The organism is Paenibacillus sp. BGI2013, from assembly GCF_002843485.1.
GTDB lineage: Bacteria > Bacillota > Bacilli > Paenibacillales > Paenibacillaceae > Paenibacillus > Paenibacillus amylolyticus.
In genome coordinates this window covers 764969-783558 of sequence record NZ_PJFA01000003.1, presented here as the reverse complement: position 1 = coordinate 783558, position 18590 = coordinate 764969, and the positions used below count along the sequence as shown (strand labels likewise).

The following is an 18590-nucleotide window of genomic DNA, read 5'->3' as shown; positions in this document are numbered from 1 at the left end:
AGGAAAAATGAAGATGTTCTCGGTTAAAGACGTTCTCAACTAATCTATTTATCCTTTGCTCTGAAAGCACTCTCAATCCGGCGTGCCGGATTCAGATGACTGTAATGCCTTCCATACGCAAAGTAGATAATTAATCCGATGATCAACCAAGCAAAAAACGTAATCCATGTCAGCGCTGCAAGGCGTGTCATTAAGTATACACAACCCAAGGCACTCAGAATCGGAATCAGTGGCACAAGTGGAACGCGAAATCCGCGTTTGAGATCCGGGTTATTTTTACGCAATACGATAATGCCCAGACTTACAACTGCAAAAGCAAACAACGTTCCGATGTTCGTAAGCTCCGCCAAATGTCCCAACGAGATGAACCCGGAGAACAGAGCCACGATAATGCCCGCAACCCATGTCCCTACCGCTGGTGTCTGACTCTTGCCACTAACTTTGGAGAAGACAGGTGACAGCAGGCCATCACGAGACATGGAATAGAGCAGACGTGTCTGACCATACATCATGACCAGCAATACGGTCGTAATGCCGGCAATCGCTCCAAGAGATACAATCCAAGACAATCCCTTCAATTGAACAAATTCAAATGCAAACGCAACTGGATCACTTACATTCAACATGTTATAAGGCACAATCCCTGTGAGGATCAACGATACAACGATGTAGAGAACGGTACAGATTGCCAGTGACGCAATAATTCCAATCGGCAAATCCCGTTGTGGCTGCTTAACTTCTTCTGCCGCTGTGGAGACCGCATCAAATCCGATGTAAGCAAAAAATACGGTTGCTGCTCCAGCTGTTACACCTGAGATACCAAAAGGCAAAAATGGCTGCCAGTTAGTTGGCTCTACATAGAAAACACCTACACCAATGAAGATCAGCACAACAATAATTTTAATCGCTACCATGATGCCGTTCGCACGAGCCGCCTCCTTCACCCCTCGGGTAAGCAGAAAAGTGATAATTAACGTAATGACCGCAGCTGTGATGTCAAAATAGGTTCCCTTTTCCGGGCTAAACGCACTCGTTAGCGCATGGGGTAACTCCAGTCCGAATCCGGACAATAACGTTTGGAAATATCCAGACCAGCCACTGGCTACCGCCGCACTAGCAAAACCATACTCCAATATCAGATCCCATCCCAGAATCCAGGCAATAACTTCACCAAAAGCCGTATAGCTATACGTGTACGCACTACCCGATGCCGGTATGCTTGATGCAAATTCCGAGTAACACAATGCCGCGAATGCACATATGATACCTGCCAGTAAAAATGACAGTACAAGTCCCGGGCCGGCATACGTTGCGGCAGCTACACCAGTCAACACAAAAATCCCTGTGCCGATAATCGCACCTACCCCGAGTGTGGTTAAGTCCAACGGACCAAGCGCCCGTTTCAATGCACTGCTGTTATCGCCCCCGGAGGCAATTGGTTTTTTACGAAATAATGAAGATCGTTGTTTGTTCTCACGCATAGTCATGTTCCTCTCGTCATGAATCTTGAATGTGCAATATGTGCTATGGATGTAGCAGCGATTGGATGGCTTCCCATCTGTTCTATGAAAAAGTCATTTGTTCTATCTTATCGATCACCTATAAAAACCTATCGAATTCTACACGTTATCGCGTTGCTTGGTTAAATTTATTTTTGTAGATCACTTATTTTGTTCTTTTTCCGCGAAATTTATCATGATCTGTTGCACGTGGTTGAATATGAAAATGGATTTAAAACAAAACTGCGTATAATTTATATTATGCGCAGTTTTTATGAGCCTATTTTCCCGCGAAAAACATCTTTGGTTCATTGTTATCTGAAGTTAAGAAAAAGAGAGCTCTTTTCGTCTTTTTCCGCTGTATCTTCCTCCCTTATCCTGTCTAATTCCACGATATGAAGGCATGTAAAAGAGCCACATATCATTATGCGGCCCTTCATTTCTTACTATAGGTAGAGGTGTATATAAAAATACAAACTGACTTCATTTCAGGTTTTTATGAAAAAGTAAATTATGAGAAAGCAATTCTCTCTGCATCTGACATCCGGTATTGGGTTAACAAATAATCTTTGCTCTGCATCGCCGCATGACGAATCGCATCCAGATCAACATTCAACAGCTTACCCTCTCGCTTCACAAGTCTACCTGCCACAAAGACCGTATCCACGTTGGATGGATTGGCAAATTGCACAACAGCGCCGATTGGATCATGAACGGGGAACATATTCAGATCGGTGGTACGAATCATGATCAGATCCGCTTCCTTCCCTGGGGTCAACGTACCCACCTTCTGCTCCAATCCCAACGCTTGGGCACCAGCTGAAGTTGCAAATCTCAGCACTTGGCTGGACTGCAAGTTCAACTCACCAGGCATCTCACCCTGCTGCAAAAGTTGTTCATTGGCTCTGGATCGTTCAGCTTGAAGTGCGAACTTCATCTGCGAGAACATATCTCCGCCTGTAGACGTCACCACATCTACACCAAGTGTAGGTGTTCCCCCATGTTCAAGAAAATAGCCGGTGGCTGGATATCCATGCCCCATCATCATTTCAACCTCAGGTGTGACCGACAAGGAAGCGCCGCTATCTGCCAGCATTTTGTATTCATCCATGCCCATGGTGTTGCCATGAACGATATTCACCCGTGGACTTAAGAGTCCCGCTTCGTACAAGTGGCTAATCGAGCGATCCACAGATCCCCAACTGCCAAATCCGGCATGCATGGAACAGATCGCATCCAGTTCTTGTGCTAGCTCGATCTCTTTCACGGTTGTATCCCAATGACTGAACTCCGGACCACGAATGGCAAGCCCATAAGTAAGCAATTGATCCCGTGATGAAAAATAACGTTCTTTGACTCTTCTCACATCATTATTCGAATACGTGAGTTGACTATCCCGATTCCAGTAGTCCGTCTCACCAGGTAATCCGTGAGCAAATACCGCCCGAATGCCAGCATCCTGAAGTCCACGAATCAGTTCATCCGTATGGTCAGGGGAATATGGCATGCTCCAATCCATTACTGTCGTCACTCCTGCGTTAAGCGCTTCCAAGGAACCGAGCAGGTTGGCAATATAACTATCTTGTGGGCGGAGCTTGCTTCCCATCGCACCATAATAGAGATTTTGCAAATAAACTGGTAACGACCAGTTGGTTCCCGCTGTTTTGACAAGTGATTCCCACATATGCCGATGCGTGTCCACCAGCCCAGGCATAATAATCATCGATGAAGCATCAATGATCTCCGCATCCGGAATATCCAGGTCGGGCTGAACCGCCATGATCAGTGAATCCTGAATCAGAACGTCCGCCCTCTTATACTGTCCAATTTTAGCATCCATCGACAACACACAGCCATTTTTCAACAGATAACTTGTCCGCACAAGAAACATCTCCCATCTATTTTGGTTTGAAAGACGATCACATCCTGCTTACGAATCTGTACTGCTTCTGACTATTTTTTCGCTAGTATATATACATTATATAGTTATTGTTAGTATTTATCAATTTTGGAATTTGCGTTTCGCCCGAAATCTTCTGACCTTCATCAGATTGCCACACATCTTATCATCACAGTACTTCTGTGTTCTGCTTCGGGTATCATCATAGAACATCCAGCGACAATCCGAATTATCACAGATCCGAATCCTGCCGCCTTCTCCCTCCACCAAAGTCATGGCAAAATCAGCAGCTACCTCAGCCATAACCTGATGCCAATGTGTTTCTACAGCTACCAGTTTGAGTTTCAGTTCCTGATCAATTGTAGTCAATGTCCTTCTCACATGCCCTGATTCCATAACGCCGTTCAACCATTGTTTTTCTATATCCGTTAATGATGCTCCAGAAGATAAGCGGGCTCCAAGAGCTATCAATTCATTCCTGAAATTTCTCATCGACAACTCCTCTTCTGGAGATGCAGGGACAGAAGCGTTAAGTTGCCATCGTTCCAGAAAATCTTGCTGCCAGTTCGCCTTCCCAAGTCTGTCCTCCGATCGATCTCCCCCACGCCAATCGTGATAATCGCTGTTTACAAAATCGGTCCATAATCTGTCCATACATATACCTCCGTTCATGTAACCATCTAAGTAAATAAAGAAGGTTACAACTCATCTTTGATGTGTTATATTAAGTGTAACCTCATTAATCAGTTTTAGCTAGTTACATCACCTATCACAATTATACGCAAGGAGGAAAAGGCAATGACGAACACAACAGCACTAGATGTGTTACTTATTCAAAAGGATGATACTTGGGATCAATGTAATTGGATTGTACCTTTGTCGAAATCCTTGGAGGGCCTTACAGCAGAACAAGCAGCCTGGATTCCACCCTCAGGGGGATTAAGCATCTGGCAGTTGGTTAACCATATGTATTATTACAACCATCGCTTATTATGTCGCATGCAAGGTAAGGAGCCTACCCTTCCTGCTGTAGACTCCAATGAATACACATTTGGGAATCCGGGAGATGCAACGGATGCAGCTGGTTGGAATACACTGATGCAGGGTACAACTCGATTAGCCCAGCAGTTGCGAGATCAATTAGCTGCACTACAAGAGTCTGATCTTGAAGCCGCATATATGGACTCCGAAGAGAAATGGGCACACGAACTGGCTCGCTGGGTACTCCATGATGCGTATCACGCAGGCCAGATCGTGCTCCTTCGCAGACAGCAAGGAAGCTGGAAAATCGTTTTCTAAAAAAAATGCTTGAACTGCTAGCGCTTACAGGAATAAGATGAACTTATTAATGTTACAGCTTGTTCAACACACTATATAATTGAATAGGATCTTCGGGGTAGGGTGCAATTCCCAACCGGCGGTGATGTTCTTCGGAACCAGCCCGCGACTCGCTAATTGTTCTTAACGAAGGACATTCAGCGACTGACTTGGTGTGAATCCAAGGCCGACGGTACAGTCCGGATGAGAGAAGATCAACACATTGACATGCCGTTCACGGGAAGGCCTCTTTCCTGACGCATGTCCTTGGATGAGCCCCCGTTTATTTGGTATATACCAAAACGGGGGCTTTTGTCGATTTTGCCAACTGAAGATTCCGTGTTCTGACGAAGGAGTCCTGAATATGGAAAAGACATCAGCAGCATCACCTGTTTACCGCAAGGAACGAAGTAATACCGGATTCTGGCTTGTAGTTCTCGGCGCCGCCTTATGGGGTGTCGACCCACTCTTCCGCATTATTTTGCTAAATACAATGACATCCACGCAGATTGTACTGGTGGAACATATCATCGTCAGTCTTATTGCCATTCCCGTACTGTGGAAATTTCGGGCTGATCTGAAAAACCTGCGTGCTCGCCACTGGATTGCCGTGATTTTTATCTCATGGGGAGGATCAGCACTCGCAACGGTATTGTTCACCATGGCACTAACACATAACGATCCGAATACGGTGCTTTTATTGCAAAAAATGCAACCACTCTTCGCTATCGTGCTGGCTAAACTGTTATTAAAAGAAACGTTGCCACGTCGCTTCGGTGGATTGTTCTTCATAGCATTAGCAGGAACGTACCTGCTTACATTTGGCTTCACATTGCCATTAGGTAACTGGGACAACTGGATTCATGCTGGAAGCTTGTTATCCCTTGGGGCTGCTGCCTTATGGGGAGGTTCAACCGTTATGGGACGATTGATGCTGGGTCAGGCGCGTTATGAAACGGTCACCTCTCTTCGTTTTGTCGTTGCTCTCCCGCTCCTGATCTTTATGACGTGGAACGAAGGCGCAGCATGGACGTTTCCGTCCGGAACGGGTGAACAGACCGCTGTCATCCTCAACATTCTCGGTCAGGCATTGTTACCAGGTTTGCTCAGTCTTCTGTTGTATTACAAAGGTCTGTCGTCAACCAAAGCCTCTGTTGCAACTCTCGCAGAACTTAGCTTCCCGATGGCCGGTGTGTTGGTGAACTGGATTGCTTTCCGTACACTGATTACATGGGAGCAACTGCTTGGTTTTATCCTGATCTGGGTGGCCCTCTTCGCCATTTCCAGACAGCAGGAAAGATCATCAACTGCGGCCGATGCTGCACCGAAGCTGCGTACAGAGTAAGTGGATATATCTGAGGTCCACATATAAACAAATAGTCAAATATAAAATAAAACCATTGCACATCAAATTAGATGAGCAGTGGTTTTTTATTTCCATGACTCGATATTACTCGTTCATTTTCTCAATTAGTAATATGAGCTATTAACCCTGTGCTTTATTTCCATATCGCAAATGCAAATCCCCCTCTTTTCCCTCCAACCTCATAACGAGTATGCATATCATCGCACTACGATTCTTCTATGTTTTGTCTTTTGTCTAATCCGGTGGTACGATGACATATGGAATAAACAGATGAATTATATTCAGAGAGGAACGATCATAATGTCTTCATTCTCATATACCTCCTACGACGCCGTAGGTTTGGCTGAACTGATCCGATTCCGGGAAGTATCCCCGGTTGAAATGCTTGAAGCGGCGTTTGCACGCCTTGAAGAAGTAAATCCGCAACTTAATGCGGTTATTCGTACATATGAATCTCGTGCACGGGAGGAAGCCGGTTTGGTTCGACCTGGAGAACAACCTTTTGCCGGTGTTCCCCTGCTCCTAAAAGATATCTCGCAATCCTTGGAAGGTGAATTTCTGACTTCAGGCTCCCGTTTGTTCAGCGAGCATCGTGCATTGCGCAATTCCAATTTTGTCACTCGACTCCGTGATGCAGGCTTTATCTTCATAGGACATACCAATACGCCTGAATTTGGTTTGAAAAATATTACCGAGCCCCGTCTTCATGGTCCCACTCGCAATCCATGGAATATCAACCACTCTCCAGGTGGTTCGAGTGGTGGTGCCGCTGCTGCTGTAGCTTCGGGTATTGTTCCTCTTGCCGGAGCCAGTGACGGAGGAGGTTCGATTCGTATCCCGGCTTCCTTTAGCGGATTGTTTGGATTAAAGCCAACCCGCGGGCGCACACCTGTAGGACCGGGAGTTGGTCGTCAATGGCAAGGCGCATCGATTGATTTTGCCCTCTCTCGCTCGGTTCGGGACAGTGCTGCATTGCTTGATACGTTACAAGTCATTCAGCCCGAAGCTGCGTTCCATGCTCCACTCTTTCCAGGCAGTTACTTGGCTGATATGAGCTATCCACATCAACGCAAACTGAAAATTGCATACACAACGGATTCGCCCGTGGGAACACCTGTCAGCGCAGAAGCCAAAGAGTCTGTATACAAGCTCGTTCGCTGGTTGGAAGATCAAGGTCATCATGTTGAAGAAAAACTGAGTCCAGTCAATGGAGTTCGGTTGATGGAGAACTATTACATGATGAACAGCGGTGAGATGGCTGCGATGATCTCTTCCATGGAACGATCCATGGGCCGGGCTCTGACCTCCGATGATATGGAGATTGAATCTTGGGTTCTGGCTGAAGCAGGCAAAAAGGTGTCCGCTGCGGAATTTGTACATAGCTTAGCTGAATGGGATGTAGCTGCAGCCCAGATGTCCACTTTGTTCGAGCGTTATGACTTCTACGTCACACCTGTTAATGCTTTTCCTGCGCCTAAGATTGGTGAATTAACGCCTCATGACGAACAGATTCGTAACCTAATGCGGATTAGTGAATTGGACAAGACCCAGCAGCAGCAACTCATCTATGAAATGTTTGAGCCAAGTCTTACGTATACACCGTTCACCCAGCTTGCGAATCTGACAGGTCAGCCTGCGATAAGTGTACCTCTGCATATGACACCTGAAGGGTTGCCAATGGGCGTTCAAGTGATGGCAACCAAGGGACGCGAAGATTGGTTATTACATCTGGCTGGACAGCTTGAACAATCAGACCTCTGGATCGGGATGAGAGGTAATCCACTGTTCCCAGCATAAAGGCATATAATGTGGTTTGTGTTTAAATTCACCATTGGATGTTCCTGCCTGAGTAGAGTACGGCGCCATAACAGTGCATGAAAGCTTCATCTGCTCCGCATACTGAAAGCAAAAAGTAGCGGAGGAATGTGACGGATGAATACGAATCAGCGCCATAAACAGTCTTATCGTATCCCAGCCAAAACGGGATATGCCCTGAAAGTAAGCAAGGGTTCTTTACTACGCATAACGGATCTGGAGGGACAGCAAGTCATTGATTTTGTGGCATATGATGCTACGGATGCTAACCATCGCTTGGATCCCGGCGTGACAATGGACGTATTGCGTACTTATCGAATTAAACCAGGACAATTTGTATATTCCAATCAGTATCAACCTTTACTCAAGATTGTCCGTGACACCGTTGGGGTACATGATTTCTTCAACTCTGCTTGTCGTCCAGAGATGTATGAGGTGTTATACGACAAAAAGGATCACGCCAGTTGTTATCACAATCTGAACACGGCACTAGAACCCTTCGGAATCTTACCGCCGGATCAACACTATCCATTTAACCTGTTTATGAAGTCCGTTGTAGACAGTGAAGGCAAGATTGATGTTGTAGCTCCCGACTCTCGTGCAGGTGATTATATCGAGATGGAGGCATTAATGGATCTCACAATTGGGCTCTCCGCCTGTCCTTGTGAGGAAAGCTCATGCAACGGATACAACTGCACCCCTATTCAATTGGATGTGGAACTTTAACAGAATGACAAGGCCTTGACGCAGTATGAGATAAAAGTAGTTTGTTCTAATTCACTCCTTGCGGGAATACGATGACTTGTACCCATTTTCTGTGACGACTGGTACAATTCATCGAACCCGTTAAGGAGTGAACGTGTTTATGTCTGTACTGTTCAGTTATATCATTCTGGGAATATCATTGTCCGCTCCAATCGGTCCGATTAACGCCGCCCAACTCGACCGTGGAGCCCGCCACGGATTCATGCATGCCTGGATTCTAGGACTCGGAGCTATGTTTGCAGATTTGGTGTATATGCTGCTGATTTATTTTGGAGTTGCCCATTTTCTGGACACGCCGTTCATGCGCTCTTTTCTCTGGTCATTTGGCAGTTTTATTCTGATTTACACGGGAGTGGAAACGCTCTCGAAGCTAAAGCAAGGCATTCAGGGTACATCTACTGCGGAAGCAACTGTTCGAAAATCATTTATATCCGGATTTTTGATGGCCCTGTCCAATCCACTGAATATTTTATTTTGGCTTGGGATCTATGGCTCTATTCTCGCGACAACTGTGAAACATACGGATACCGCTCATTTGCTGCTCTACAGTTCAGGCATATTCATTGGTATTCTGGTGTGGGATGTCATTATGGCTGGCATGGCCAGTCGATTCCACAAACATAGCAGTGAGAATGTATTGCGCTGGATCTCTATCATTTCGGGAATCTGCCTGATCGGATTTGGTTTGTATTTTGGGTACGAAGCTGTACGTTCCATATTTTTCTGACAACAAAATCAGGCTGGACAGTCACCCAACTTCCCCCACATTAATACTGTAACGGTATCATGTGGAATGGAGTTGGGAATCAATGGCGGAGCTGTATAGTGCCGACGAAATAAACACCTTGTTTGAGCGTCTTCCATCTTGGCAGCAGGACGCTTATTCGCAATTTGGTAAAATGATCGCCGACGAAGATAATACGTATCCATGTGTACCTGGACGAATGGGATTTCTGTCAGGACATTTGAGGTACGGATTTACGTGTGACCCCCGATCTGAACATGCTGCCGAAGATATGGCCGATCTGCTTAGACAATATGGTCCTGTCTCCAGAGACACCGGTCATTACGCTTCCATGGTTGTGATCTGTGAGACGCCAAGTGATCTGAAAGATCATACAACGGTAGAGCAATATCAGACGTTATTCTGGCAAATGCTCAATCGGGTAAGTTCACACGATACCGAGCCGTGGCCGGAACATATTTCAACCGATCCTCATGATTCATCATGGGAGTTTTGCTTTGGCGGAGAGCCTTACTTTTGTTTTTGTGCAACTCCTGCACATGAACTCCGAGCCAGCCGGCATTTTCCTTATCTCATGTTTGCTTTTCAACCACGGTGGGTATTCGAATCCATTAATGACAACACCCCTCTTGGCCGTAAAATGAAAACCTTAATTCGCAAACGTCTCGCTGCATATGATGCTGTACCTGCTCACCCTTCGCTGATGTGGTATGGTCAGCAGGATAATCTGGAATGGAAACAGTATTTCCTGCCTGATGATGAGCAGACACCTTCCAAATGTCCATTCATGCGGATGAAGCAAGCCTTAGGCAAGTTGACGAAATAATCTTAAAGCACTCATAATCCGTTGTACGACCTCCACGAAAGTTGCTGAGAGTTGCTTATGGTTTGGATGGTGCTGACTGCGATGCTTTCGAGCCACGTACCTTATGAACAACATACGTGATGATCCCAAGGAACACCAAAAGTCCCACACTTGCCAGCAGACCCGTTCTGCTGGCTTTTTCCATCGCTGTCCCAGCCACAGCAGCTACAATTAATACTATGGCAATCCATACTTTGATGCGATTCCACTTCACGGGCTTCATTTTTTTAATGTACGTGATGCAGATGAGCAGCCATGTATACATTAATACCAGACTACCTGCTGTCGTCACATATTCAAACAAACTCTTGGGCATCCATAATGCCATCAAAGTAGACAGGACTAATCCAGCCGCTGTGCAACACAATGCCTGAAGTGGTATGTCCTTTTTTCCCCAGGTCTTCGTGAACAGTTTTGGTGCATCTCCATCTTCTGCGAGTTTCACCAACATGGACGTAATGGCATATAACGAAGCCACCATCGTCGAGAATCCGGCTATAATCAGAATTCCGTTGAGAATGTGGACCACAACAGTGAATCCAATGGTTGCCATGGCTTTGACAAGCGGACTTTCATCTGGAGTTAACTGAACTGAAGGCACAAGCAACAGGATCAACGCAATTGCAATCACATAGAGTGTACTCACCGATAATAGCATCACTCGACCTGATTTCACTGCATCTTTTGGTTCTTTCAGGTTAGCTGCCATCAGGCCCATAACCTCGATCCCGGCAAAAGCAAAGAATGCATAAATGAAACCGGTCCATACCCCTTTACCCCCATGCGGGAACCATTCATTCTTCAATTGCTCGGGTGTGACTTTTACAGGTAACCAACCCAGACAAGCCGCTCCTGCTATAGCTATAAATGCAACCGTTGCAGCAAGTTTGATTACAGCAAGAATATTCTCCGTTTTGGTTAATCCCTTTGCTCCCAGTGCAGCAATGAACAGACCTATAGCGGCATAGATCGCAACAAATGCCCATAGCGGAAACTTGGGAAACCAGAATTGTGAGAACAGCCCAAGTGCCGTTAATGAGCTGCCCATGATGAGCATTTCAGAGAACCAGTACATCCATCCACTACCAAAACCAGCCCAAGGTCCGAATGCTTCGCCCGCATACGTTCGAAAAGCACCTTCCTTAGGATCATCTGCCGTCATCTGCGCCAGCGCAACAAATACAAAGTAAGTGCCCGCAGCAGCGAGCAGCAACAATACAAGTACAGATATGCCGGCCCAATGAATCGCCAGACTGGTCCCTAGAAAAAATCCCGTTCCCAGTGTGCAACCCGCGCCAAACAAGGATAGGCTGACCCAACTTAGTTTTTCGTCGTCGTTTTTACGGTGTTGCTGACTTTTCATGAAGTTCCTCCTTCTGCCTTATCCCCTTACGATTTACAGGTCATGGAGGTTTTATGTCTGTATTACCAAAAGAATTATTATTAGTTTACATAATAATTAATATGTTAAGATTATTCTGATAATGAATTTAAGGTGTATGCTTTTAGAGATTATTCATAAAGATATATTTTCAATTTGATTAAAATTCGCAAAAAAAGGGGTTGACTTCAATCGCTTAGAATGGTTTTCCTTTTAAACTTGGTGGTGCGTGAATGTGGCATATGAGAGATGGTAACTAAGGTGAGAAAATGATCTCTCTATTGTGAATTTTTCATATGTTGAAATATTATAACTCAGTCGTTATTTCTTTTACATTGAACGTAGATTGCCTATTTTTCGTATTTTCTCAATATCTTCGTCGTTTTTTATAAATTTAGTCGCTTATAAGAAGGGATATTTCCTGGGATTTTTCCTCTTTCATCCTTTGTCACCCGTTTTGAACTAAGCTGACGTATAGACATTATTCCCTAAAATTTTTCGCAGCCCCTGATCCGAAAGTTATTGTGAATTTTTCATATGTTGAAAATATTTTATGTTGGTCATAAAAAAGCCGCCATATGGCGGCTTCGCTAATATTTCTGACTTAAGTCCGGCCAGTCCAATCTGCTCCGGCGATTTCTTTCCATCGTGCTCTAATTTCATCATACAATTCCTGTGGGAGTTGCCCTTTAGCCACAAGATCAGCATTTTGTTGCCAGCGATTGGGCTTGGCTGTTCCTACAATAGCTGTGTCTACACCTTCGGTACTTAGCGTAAAACGCAGTGCTGTTTCCACCGCTGCCTGGGCATCTTCACCCAGAAAACCATAGTTCAGTTCACTTAAGCGCTTCCAGTATATAAATGGATAAGCCTCTTCCGAAAGTGTATCATACGTCCAAGCCGCATTGGCAATTGGTCTTTTGGCGATGACACCCATGTTTCTTTTTCTTGCCTCAGGCAACGTAAGATCAATTGCTTCCTGATCTGCGATATTTAATGAAGTCTCCAGGCTGTCAAATACTCCGGTCTGAATCGCATATAGCGCATCTGTTGTATCCCCACTGTATCCGATAAACCTGGTCTTACCTGATTCCTTGGCACGCTGTAGCACTTCGATCACTGCTCCTTGTCGGAGTACTTCTTCGGAGCAGCTATGCAAATGGATAACATCCACATAGTCCGTTTTCAGCCTTTTCAGACTACGGTCAATCGTTTGCTCCAGTACTTTGGCATCCCAATCCGGACCTTCGATCCCGGCAGCATGTCCACATTTGGTGAACAAATAGTAGTCATCACGCCGATATGACAACACCTCGCCGATTAATTCCTCGCTGTCACCGTAACATTCAGCCGTGTCTATCACGTTTAATCCAGCATCCAGGGCACTATTCAGCAATGTCGCTACATCCGTTTTGGATACATTTTTTCCTATTTCCGCTCCGCCAAATCCAAGTGTACTTACGTTCATGCCAGTATTACCGTACTTGCGCGTTTCCATGGTTATCTTCCTCCAAGTTCAGTGAATTGGGTACAGATAAATAGAAATACAGATTAACTTCAACTTCCCTTATGTTATTACCCATGATTTGGTTATGCCACCCACTTTTCCAAACTGCAACCAACTTCATTTATTTAAAAGCCATAAATGGACATTCCACCGTCAACCAATAACGTCTGACCCGTTATGTATCCCGCTGCATCTGATGCCAGGAATACAACCGGCCCTACCACTTCTTCCAGTTCTCCCACTCGCTGAAGCGGTGTACGGCTTACAATTTCCTGCAAATACTGGGGATCATCCAGCAGTTTTTCAGTCAGAGGTGTTCGGAAATACCATGGCCCTACTGAATTGACACGGATTCCATACTTGCCCCATTCCAGTGCGAGCACTTTGGTCATATGAATTAACGCAGCTTTGGTCGCGCCATATACAACCCCTGTCCGCAAAGCCGTGTGACCGCCTACCGAAGAGATGTTAATGATCTTCCCAGTCCCACGTTCTTTCATATGCAGACCCGCCAACTGCGAAGCGAAGAAAGCCGATTTTAAGTTTGTCTGCATGATGGTCTCCCACTGCTCGTCCGTTACTTCAAGTGCTGGTGTCCGTATGTTCATACCTGCGTTATTCACCAGAATGTCCAGACTACCCATCTCCGAGATTGCCTCTTGAAACGACTCTTCCATTTGTTCTTTTGATGTCACATCCGCAGTCAGAGCTAGCGCTTTACGCCCTGTCTGTTCATAGATGTAGGCTGCTGTCTCCTCAATTTCTTTCATCGTTCGGGATACAAGTACAACGTCACTGCCTGACTGGGCAAGTCCAATCGCAATTGCTTTTCCGATCCCTCTCCCTGCACCTGTCACCAGTGCTGTCTGTCCATCGAGATGGAATGTGGGTACGTTCATGTCACTCACTCCTTCATCAGATTCTTTATTTCAGCATTCAAGCAGAATGCTTTATATGTAGGTAAACCCCGATGGGAATCAGGTTACAAAATACTGGCTTGGATTGCCCAGTTCCGGATGGAACTTTTCTCGAAAGCGGCCTCCGGTATAATCCCCTATAATTTTTCGCCAGAACGCCTGCGCAATGACATTGTTACGAACCTGGGTCACTTTCCATCTTCCTGGAAAACGTTTAAACAGCTCATAGGCTGCCCGAGTGCCCACCCCACTGCGCCGATATTTTTGCATCACAAAAAACTCAGTCAAATAGTAGTCATTATCCTTACTACCAGGCTCCAATTTCTCCACCAGAGCAAACCCTGCAGGTGCCCCATCACTTGTAATCAAAAAAGGAAACTTGCGGTCCTCTTCTGCCCAGAATGCCTCCAGACCGGGATATTCCGGAAAAATGCCGTTACTGTCCACATCAATATTCAGGTATTTGGTAAAATCATATAGATAAAATTGCATTAAATGCCGAATCACCTGACTGCGTTCCCGGGGAACCAGTTCTATTTTCATATTCATCCGGTTCACCTCCTCTGCTCTACGTATACTAATTACTTTAAAGGTTTACGCGCCGAAGGGCAAGGAAGCATACCCTACTTACTGCCTGCTTTGGTGAACAAGCTGTGAGCATGTAAATTATGGTACACTAGAGCATAGAATACTATTAAATTGAATATTAATCTTATATGTTTTTCACATGGAGGTGTCGAACTTGACCAACGTGCAAAAAGAGATTGATCGACGCAAGCTGGATGACAAACTACCTTCCATGCCTTGGTTCGTTCAGCAATTCATGGACTACAAGCTGCCTGACCTGTCCCCCTCTACCCTGCTCGAATATCTGAGAGATTACGAAGCTTTCTTCGGATGGTTGCGAGCAGAGGGGCTATCCGAGGCAAGCTCTAATAAAGAAGTTACCTTGACTGAACTGGAAGTCCTTCGCATGGATTCGGTTACCGCCTATCGGTTATTTCTTACAACCAAACGGGAAGGAACCAATTCCAGAATTACCGTATCTCGCAAGCTCTCTTCCCTTCGCTCCCTTTTTCATTACCTGAGCCAGATTGCGGAAGATGAAGACTTTTATCCTTTGCTGAAGCGGAACATTATGGCCAAAATCGAGATCAAGCGTACCCATAAACCCAAGGACACCGCTGCCAAACTCAAAGGTAAAATTCTGGAGGAAGAGGAGCTGCTGGAATTCATCGGCTATATTCTTGAAGGTTACGCTGTCGATATGGAGAAGAATAAGCAGGCCCTATACTCCCATGAAATCAACAAAGAACGGGACGCCTGTATTGCCAGCCTGATTCTGAATTCCGGCTTACGGGTGTCGGAGGTCGTGAACCTGAACGTCGATGACCTTGATCTGAACAACAAACTCCTGTATGTCTATCGCAAAGGTAACAATGATGAGACGTACAAAACTCCCGTTTATTTCAGGGAACAGGCCAAGGACGAACTCGCAACATATATGAACCTGCGGCAATCACGTTACCGCACGCCCAAGCGGGAGAAAGGTCTGTTCATTGCTTTGCGTAACGGAGATTCTGAAGGCAGTCGAATGACCAAAAGAGCGATCCAGGCTATGATCATGAAATACGCCAAACGTTTTGGCAAACCTTATCTAACCGTGCACAAATTACGCCACTCATTCGCAACCGACTATTATTTGCAAAATGATATTTACAAAACGAAGGAGCAGCTTGGACACGCTTCTACGGAAACGACCGAGATCTATGCTCACCTTACCGACAAAACGATGTCCGAAGCCATCGAACGCCGTACTGACGACGGGATGTAACATCCCGAACATAATAAAAGCAGCAAACCACATCAAGGATTTCGATCCGAGAAAGGTCTGCTGCATTTTTTTGTTTTTTTGCATCATTCAAGGAGAAGAGCACAAGCAGAAATAATTTGGTTTACATAATAAAAATTACGTTATATTCAAAGGGGATCAATCACGCTCTCTGTACATTCAATCATATCCAGCGATCATAATATCCCACTTTTGACGTTTCTACCATTAGACTTCACCATTCTGCCTACACTCGCTCTCAACCATCGCTAGCAACGCTTTGGCTATATCCTCCGTTTCATGAACCGAGTACCATGTTATATCTCTGCTTACGGTACTCCGCTCTATAAACTGCTCTGAAGGTAACCATGAGATTATACCCACTACCCCTTTAAGTTGATTAACCAAGGTCAGATCTTTCTCTTCTCGAACCATCACAAATTTGGGATAAGAAACATTCTTGAATCCTTCAACAACAATCCAATCATAATCCGATAGATAGCTCAGCATATCCTCCAGCTTGGTTGCCTGTCGCTCCATAATCGCAGTACGTTTCTCTGACATGATAACCACCGCCGAAGCCCCAGACTCTCCAAATCGATAAGAATCCGTTCCTTCTTGATCCATCTCAAAATGATCATGACCATCATGCTTAATTGCTGCTACTTTAAGTCCCATAGAAGAAAAGTGCCCGATCAGCGCGGCTGTCAGGGTTGTCTTGCCTGTGTTTTTGTATCCAACAATCTGTATGATATGTGGCTTTGTATCACTCATTGTAGTCATCCACCACTACCTCACATGACCTGAGGGCAGTTTGAGAATACGTACCTGCTCACCCGCAGGAATGCCTTTTTTCTCAGGTGGAACAACAATCAGGCAATCACTGTCCTTAATGGTGATCATCACGCTGGATTCATCTACACGGGCGGCAGCCGGTATTGCGTACACCATGCCGTTGCGGATCTCCGTGCGTCCACGGACGAACCGTGTGAAATTATTAACTTTGGTGTACTCTTCTTCCAAGATCGCAGTCCATTCTTCCATATAAGGATGAGCATCCGCCTGCATGGAACGTATGGTTGGACGAACAAACAAACCAAAACCTACAAAACAGGCCCCCGGGTTACCCGAAAGTGCAAAAAGCAATTTATCTTTATATATAGCAGCTGTGGTCACACTGCCTGGTCGCATCGTCACTTTGTTAAACAACATCTCCACATGTTCTTCCAGCACAAGTTCGCCCATAATATCATAATCCCCGACGGATACACCGCCTGTGGTCACCACGATATCATTATCTTGAATGGCTTCTTCCAGTTTGGCCCTTGCCGTATTCACATCGTCTGCAATAGAACCGTACATCACAGGCTCTCCACCTGCTTCAACAACCAGAGAGCGCAGCATGTAACTGTTGCTGTTCCGAATCCGACCTGGTTGTAATGGCTCATCTACATCAAGCAATTCCGTGCCGGTTGCGAATATCGCCACCTTTGGACGTTGAAATACAGGAACTTCTGCTATGCCAAAAGTAGCTAACACGGACTGCTCTCCTGCCCTGATGATCGTTCCTGCTTCGAGCAGTTGCTGTCCCTCTTGGACTTCCAGTCCGATTGGGGTGATATTAGCACCCGACAATATGTGCCGTTTCAATGCAATCCACTGTTCTCCATTCTCTACCTTGCTCTCGGTCATCTCCATCATAACTACCGCATCCGCACCTTCCGGAACCTGTGCACCCGTCATGATGCGAGCCGTCGTACCTGAAACAATGGTGTGATCCGAGGTGTAGCCGCAAGGAATTTCATCAATGACTCGAAACCAAACTTGATGATCACTCGATGCATCTATGGTATCTGTACTGATAATCGCGAATCCATCCATACCCGATCTCCTGAAGAATGGATACGGATGGGGGGCCTGAATCGTCTCTGCAAGTGTGCGGCCATGAGCAGATTCAAGGTGAACTTTCTCTATGGAGCCTACAGTAACTCTTGCAGCTATTTTGGCCTGGGCATCCGGTACCTGTACAGCTGTACGATTGAATTTGGCAGTTGTCATATCATGTGAATGTGAGTTCATTTTCAAAAGTATTCTTACCTCCTAAAGACTATCATCTTTTAAGAAAGTGTAGCCCGAATACTGTAAGATAACAAGTACATCACTTATTGAATGCTGTGACAAAATCTTATTTCTTACAGGTGTAACATTCCTTGACCTATGTTCAACATGAAAGGCATCTTGTCTGCCCATAATATAAGTGACAAAGGGAGGCGATGATCATGAGTAATCGATGTGAATTATGCGGAAGAGAACCTGTGAATACGACCGTTCATCATCTGACACCGAAAGAAATGGGCGGAACATTTCTGCCAACGGCCAACCTGTGTATCCCCTGTCACAAACAGATTCATTCGCTATACACCAATCGCGACATTGTAACCCTTGGTCTCACTGATCTGCAATCCTTGAGACAGGATGAACGAATGATTCCATTTATCCGCTGGATTCGCAAACAGCCTGCTACAACGATTCCCCGTGTACGTAAATCCAATCATGTTCGCAAATTGTAAACCAAAAAGAACAGCTCCAAGGTAAATGCGCGGATAGAGATAAATCCGTCATACCTTTTCCTGTTCTTTTTGGATTGAACTATATGTTGGGCAGCCAAGCTTATAATTAAAT

At 45.4% G+C, this 18590-nt stretch carries 17 protein-coding genes and 1 riboswitch; of the genes, 8 read left to right on the top strand and 9 right to left on the bottom strand.

Going from position 1 to position 18590, the window contains the following annotated elements:
- Positions 1 to 44: 44 nt before the first annotated feature.
- The 3 genes from bcaP to CXK86_RS10875 form a co-directional block, all read right to left on the bottom strand.
- Complete coding sequence (bcaP, locus tag CXK86_RS10885; protein WP_076250287.1) at positions 45 to 1481, bottom strand: branched-chain amino acid transporter BcaP; 1437 nt, start codon at positions 1479 to 1481, stop codon at positions 45 to 47.
- A 529-nt stretch (positions 1482 to 2010) separates the two neighbouring features.
- On the bottom strand, positions 2011 to 3390 hold the full coding sequence (locus CXK86_RS10880) for an amidohydrolase family protein (protein ID WP_076250285.1): 1380 nt from the start codon (positions 3388 to 3390) through the stop codon (positions 2011 to 2013).
- A gap of 111 nt (positions 3391 to 3501) precedes the next feature.
- A complete protein-coding gene (locus tag CXK86_RS10875) occupies positions 3502 to 4053 on the bottom strand; it encodes a CGNR zinc finger domain-containing protein (protein ID WP_076250283.1) in 552 nt (183 codons plus the stop codon).
- 144 nt (positions 4054 to 4197) lie between these two features.
- Between CXK86_RS10875 and CXK86_RS10870 the strand changes: the two genes are divergently transcribed.
- The 6 genes from CXK86_RS10870 (at position 4198) to CXK86_RS10845 (ending at position 10233) form a co-directional block, all read left to right on the top strand.
- A complete protein-coding gene (locus CXK86_RS10870; protein ID WP_036673799.1) occupies positions 4198 to 4698 on the top strand; it encodes a DinB family protein in 501 nt (166 codons plus the stop codon).
- A gap of 84 nt (positions 4699 to 4782) precedes the next feature.
- A riboswitch (FMN riboswitch) is annotated at positions 4783 to 4936 on the top strand.
- Between the two features lie 144 nt (positions 4937 to 5080).
- Entirely contained in the window at positions 5081 to 6061 is a 981-nt protein-coding gene (locus CXK86_RS10865; RefSeq protein WP_047843351.1) for a DMT family transporter, read from the top strand.
- A 321-nt stretch (positions 6062 to 6382) separates the two neighbouring features.
- Positions 6383 to 7879, top strand: coding sequence for an amidase (locus CXK86_RS10860; protein ID WP_076250282.1), 1497 nt, complete (start codon positions 6383 to 6385; stop codon positions 7877 to 7879).
- A gap of 135 nt (positions 7880 to 8014) precedes the next feature.
- The gene (locus CXK86_RS10855; protein WP_076250280.1) at positions 8015 to 8623 is read left to right on the top strand and encodes a DUF1989 domain-containing protein; all 609 of its coding nucleotides are present in this window, start codon (positions 8015 to 8017) and stop codon (positions 8621 to 8623) included.
- 139 nt (positions 8624 to 8762) lie between these two features.
- Positions 8763 to 9389 (top strand): LysE family translocator, encoded by a 627-nt coding sequence (locus CXK86_RS10850; protein ID WP_017688112.1) that lies wholly within the window; start codon positions 8763 to 8765, stop codon positions 9387 to 9389.
- Between the two features lie 82 nt (positions 9390 to 9471).
- On the top strand, positions 9472 to 10233 hold the full coding sequence (locus CXK86_RS10845; protein WP_036613709.1) for a YqcI/YcgG family protein: 762 nt from the start codon (positions 9472 to 9474) through the stop codon (positions 10231 to 10233).
- A 55-nt stretch (positions 10234 to 10288) separates the two neighbouring features.
- Here CXK86_RS10845 and CXK86_RS10840 read toward each other — a convergent pair whose 3' ends face one another.
- The 4 genes from CXK86_RS10840 to CXK86_RS10825 form a co-directional block, all read right to left on the bottom strand.
- Positions 10289 to 11635, bottom strand: a complete 1347-nt coding sequence (locus CXK86_RS10840; RefSeq protein ID WP_101313675.1) for an amino acid permease — start codon at positions 11633 to 11635, stop codon at positions 10289 to 10291.
- Between the two features lie 622 nt (positions 11636 to 12257).
- On the bottom strand, positions 12258 to 13151 hold the full coding sequence (locus tag CXK86_RS10835) for an aldo/keto reductase (RefSeq protein WP_076250277.1): 894 nt from the start codon (positions 13149 to 13151) through the stop codon (positions 12258 to 12260).
- Between the two features lie 134 nt (positions 13152 to 13285).
- Positions 13286 to 14059 (bottom strand): SDR family NAD(P)-dependent oxidoreductase, encoded by a 774-nt coding sequence (locus CXK86_RS10830; protein ID WP_076250275.1) that lies wholly within the window; start codon positions 14057 to 14059, stop codon positions 13286 to 13288.
- Positions 14060 to 14137: 78 nt separating this feature from the next.
- A complete protein-coding gene (locus CXK86_RS10825) occupies positions 14138 to 14626 on the bottom strand; it encodes a GNAT family N-acetyltransferase (protein WP_076250273.1) in 489 nt (162 codons plus the stop codon).
- A 193-nt stretch (positions 14627 to 14819) separates the two neighbouring features.
- Between CXK86_RS10825 and xerS the strand changes: the two genes are divergently transcribed.
- Positions 14820 to 15911: a tyrosine recombinase XerS gene (gene xerS, locus CXK86_RS10820; RefSeq protein WP_256719989.1), complete on the top strand. Its 1092-nt coding sequence runs from the start codon at positions 14820 to 14822 to the stop codon at positions 15909 to 15911.
- A gap of 225 nt (positions 15912 to 16136) precedes the next feature.
- On the opposite strand, the gene mobB is transcribed toward xerS, so the two are convergent.
- Both mobB and CXK86_RS10810 read right to left on the bottom strand, forming a co-directional pair.
- On the bottom strand, positions 16137 to 16682 hold the full coding sequence (gene mobB, locus CXK86_RS10815; RefSeq protein WP_076250269.1) for a molybdopterin-guanine dinucleotide biosynthesis protein B: 546 nt from the start codon (positions 16680 to 16682) through the stop codon (positions 16137 to 16139).
- A 15-nt stretch (positions 16683 to 16697) separates the two neighbouring features.
- Complete coding sequence (locus CXK86_RS10810) at positions 16698 to 17987, bottom strand: molybdopterin molybdotransferase MoeA (protein ID WP_076250628.1); 1290 nt, start codon at positions 17985 to 17987, stop codon at positions 16698 to 16700.
- 200 nt (positions 17988 to 18187) lie between these two features.
- Between CXK86_RS10810 and CXK86_RS10805 the strand changes: the two genes are divergently transcribed.
- Positions 18188 to 18478, top strand: coding sequence for an HNH endonuclease (locus CXK86_RS10805; RefSeq protein ID WP_101313674.1), 291 nt, complete (start codon positions 18188 to 18190; stop codon positions 18476 to 18478).
- The last annotated feature ends 112 nt before the right edge of the window (positions 18479 to 18590 follow it).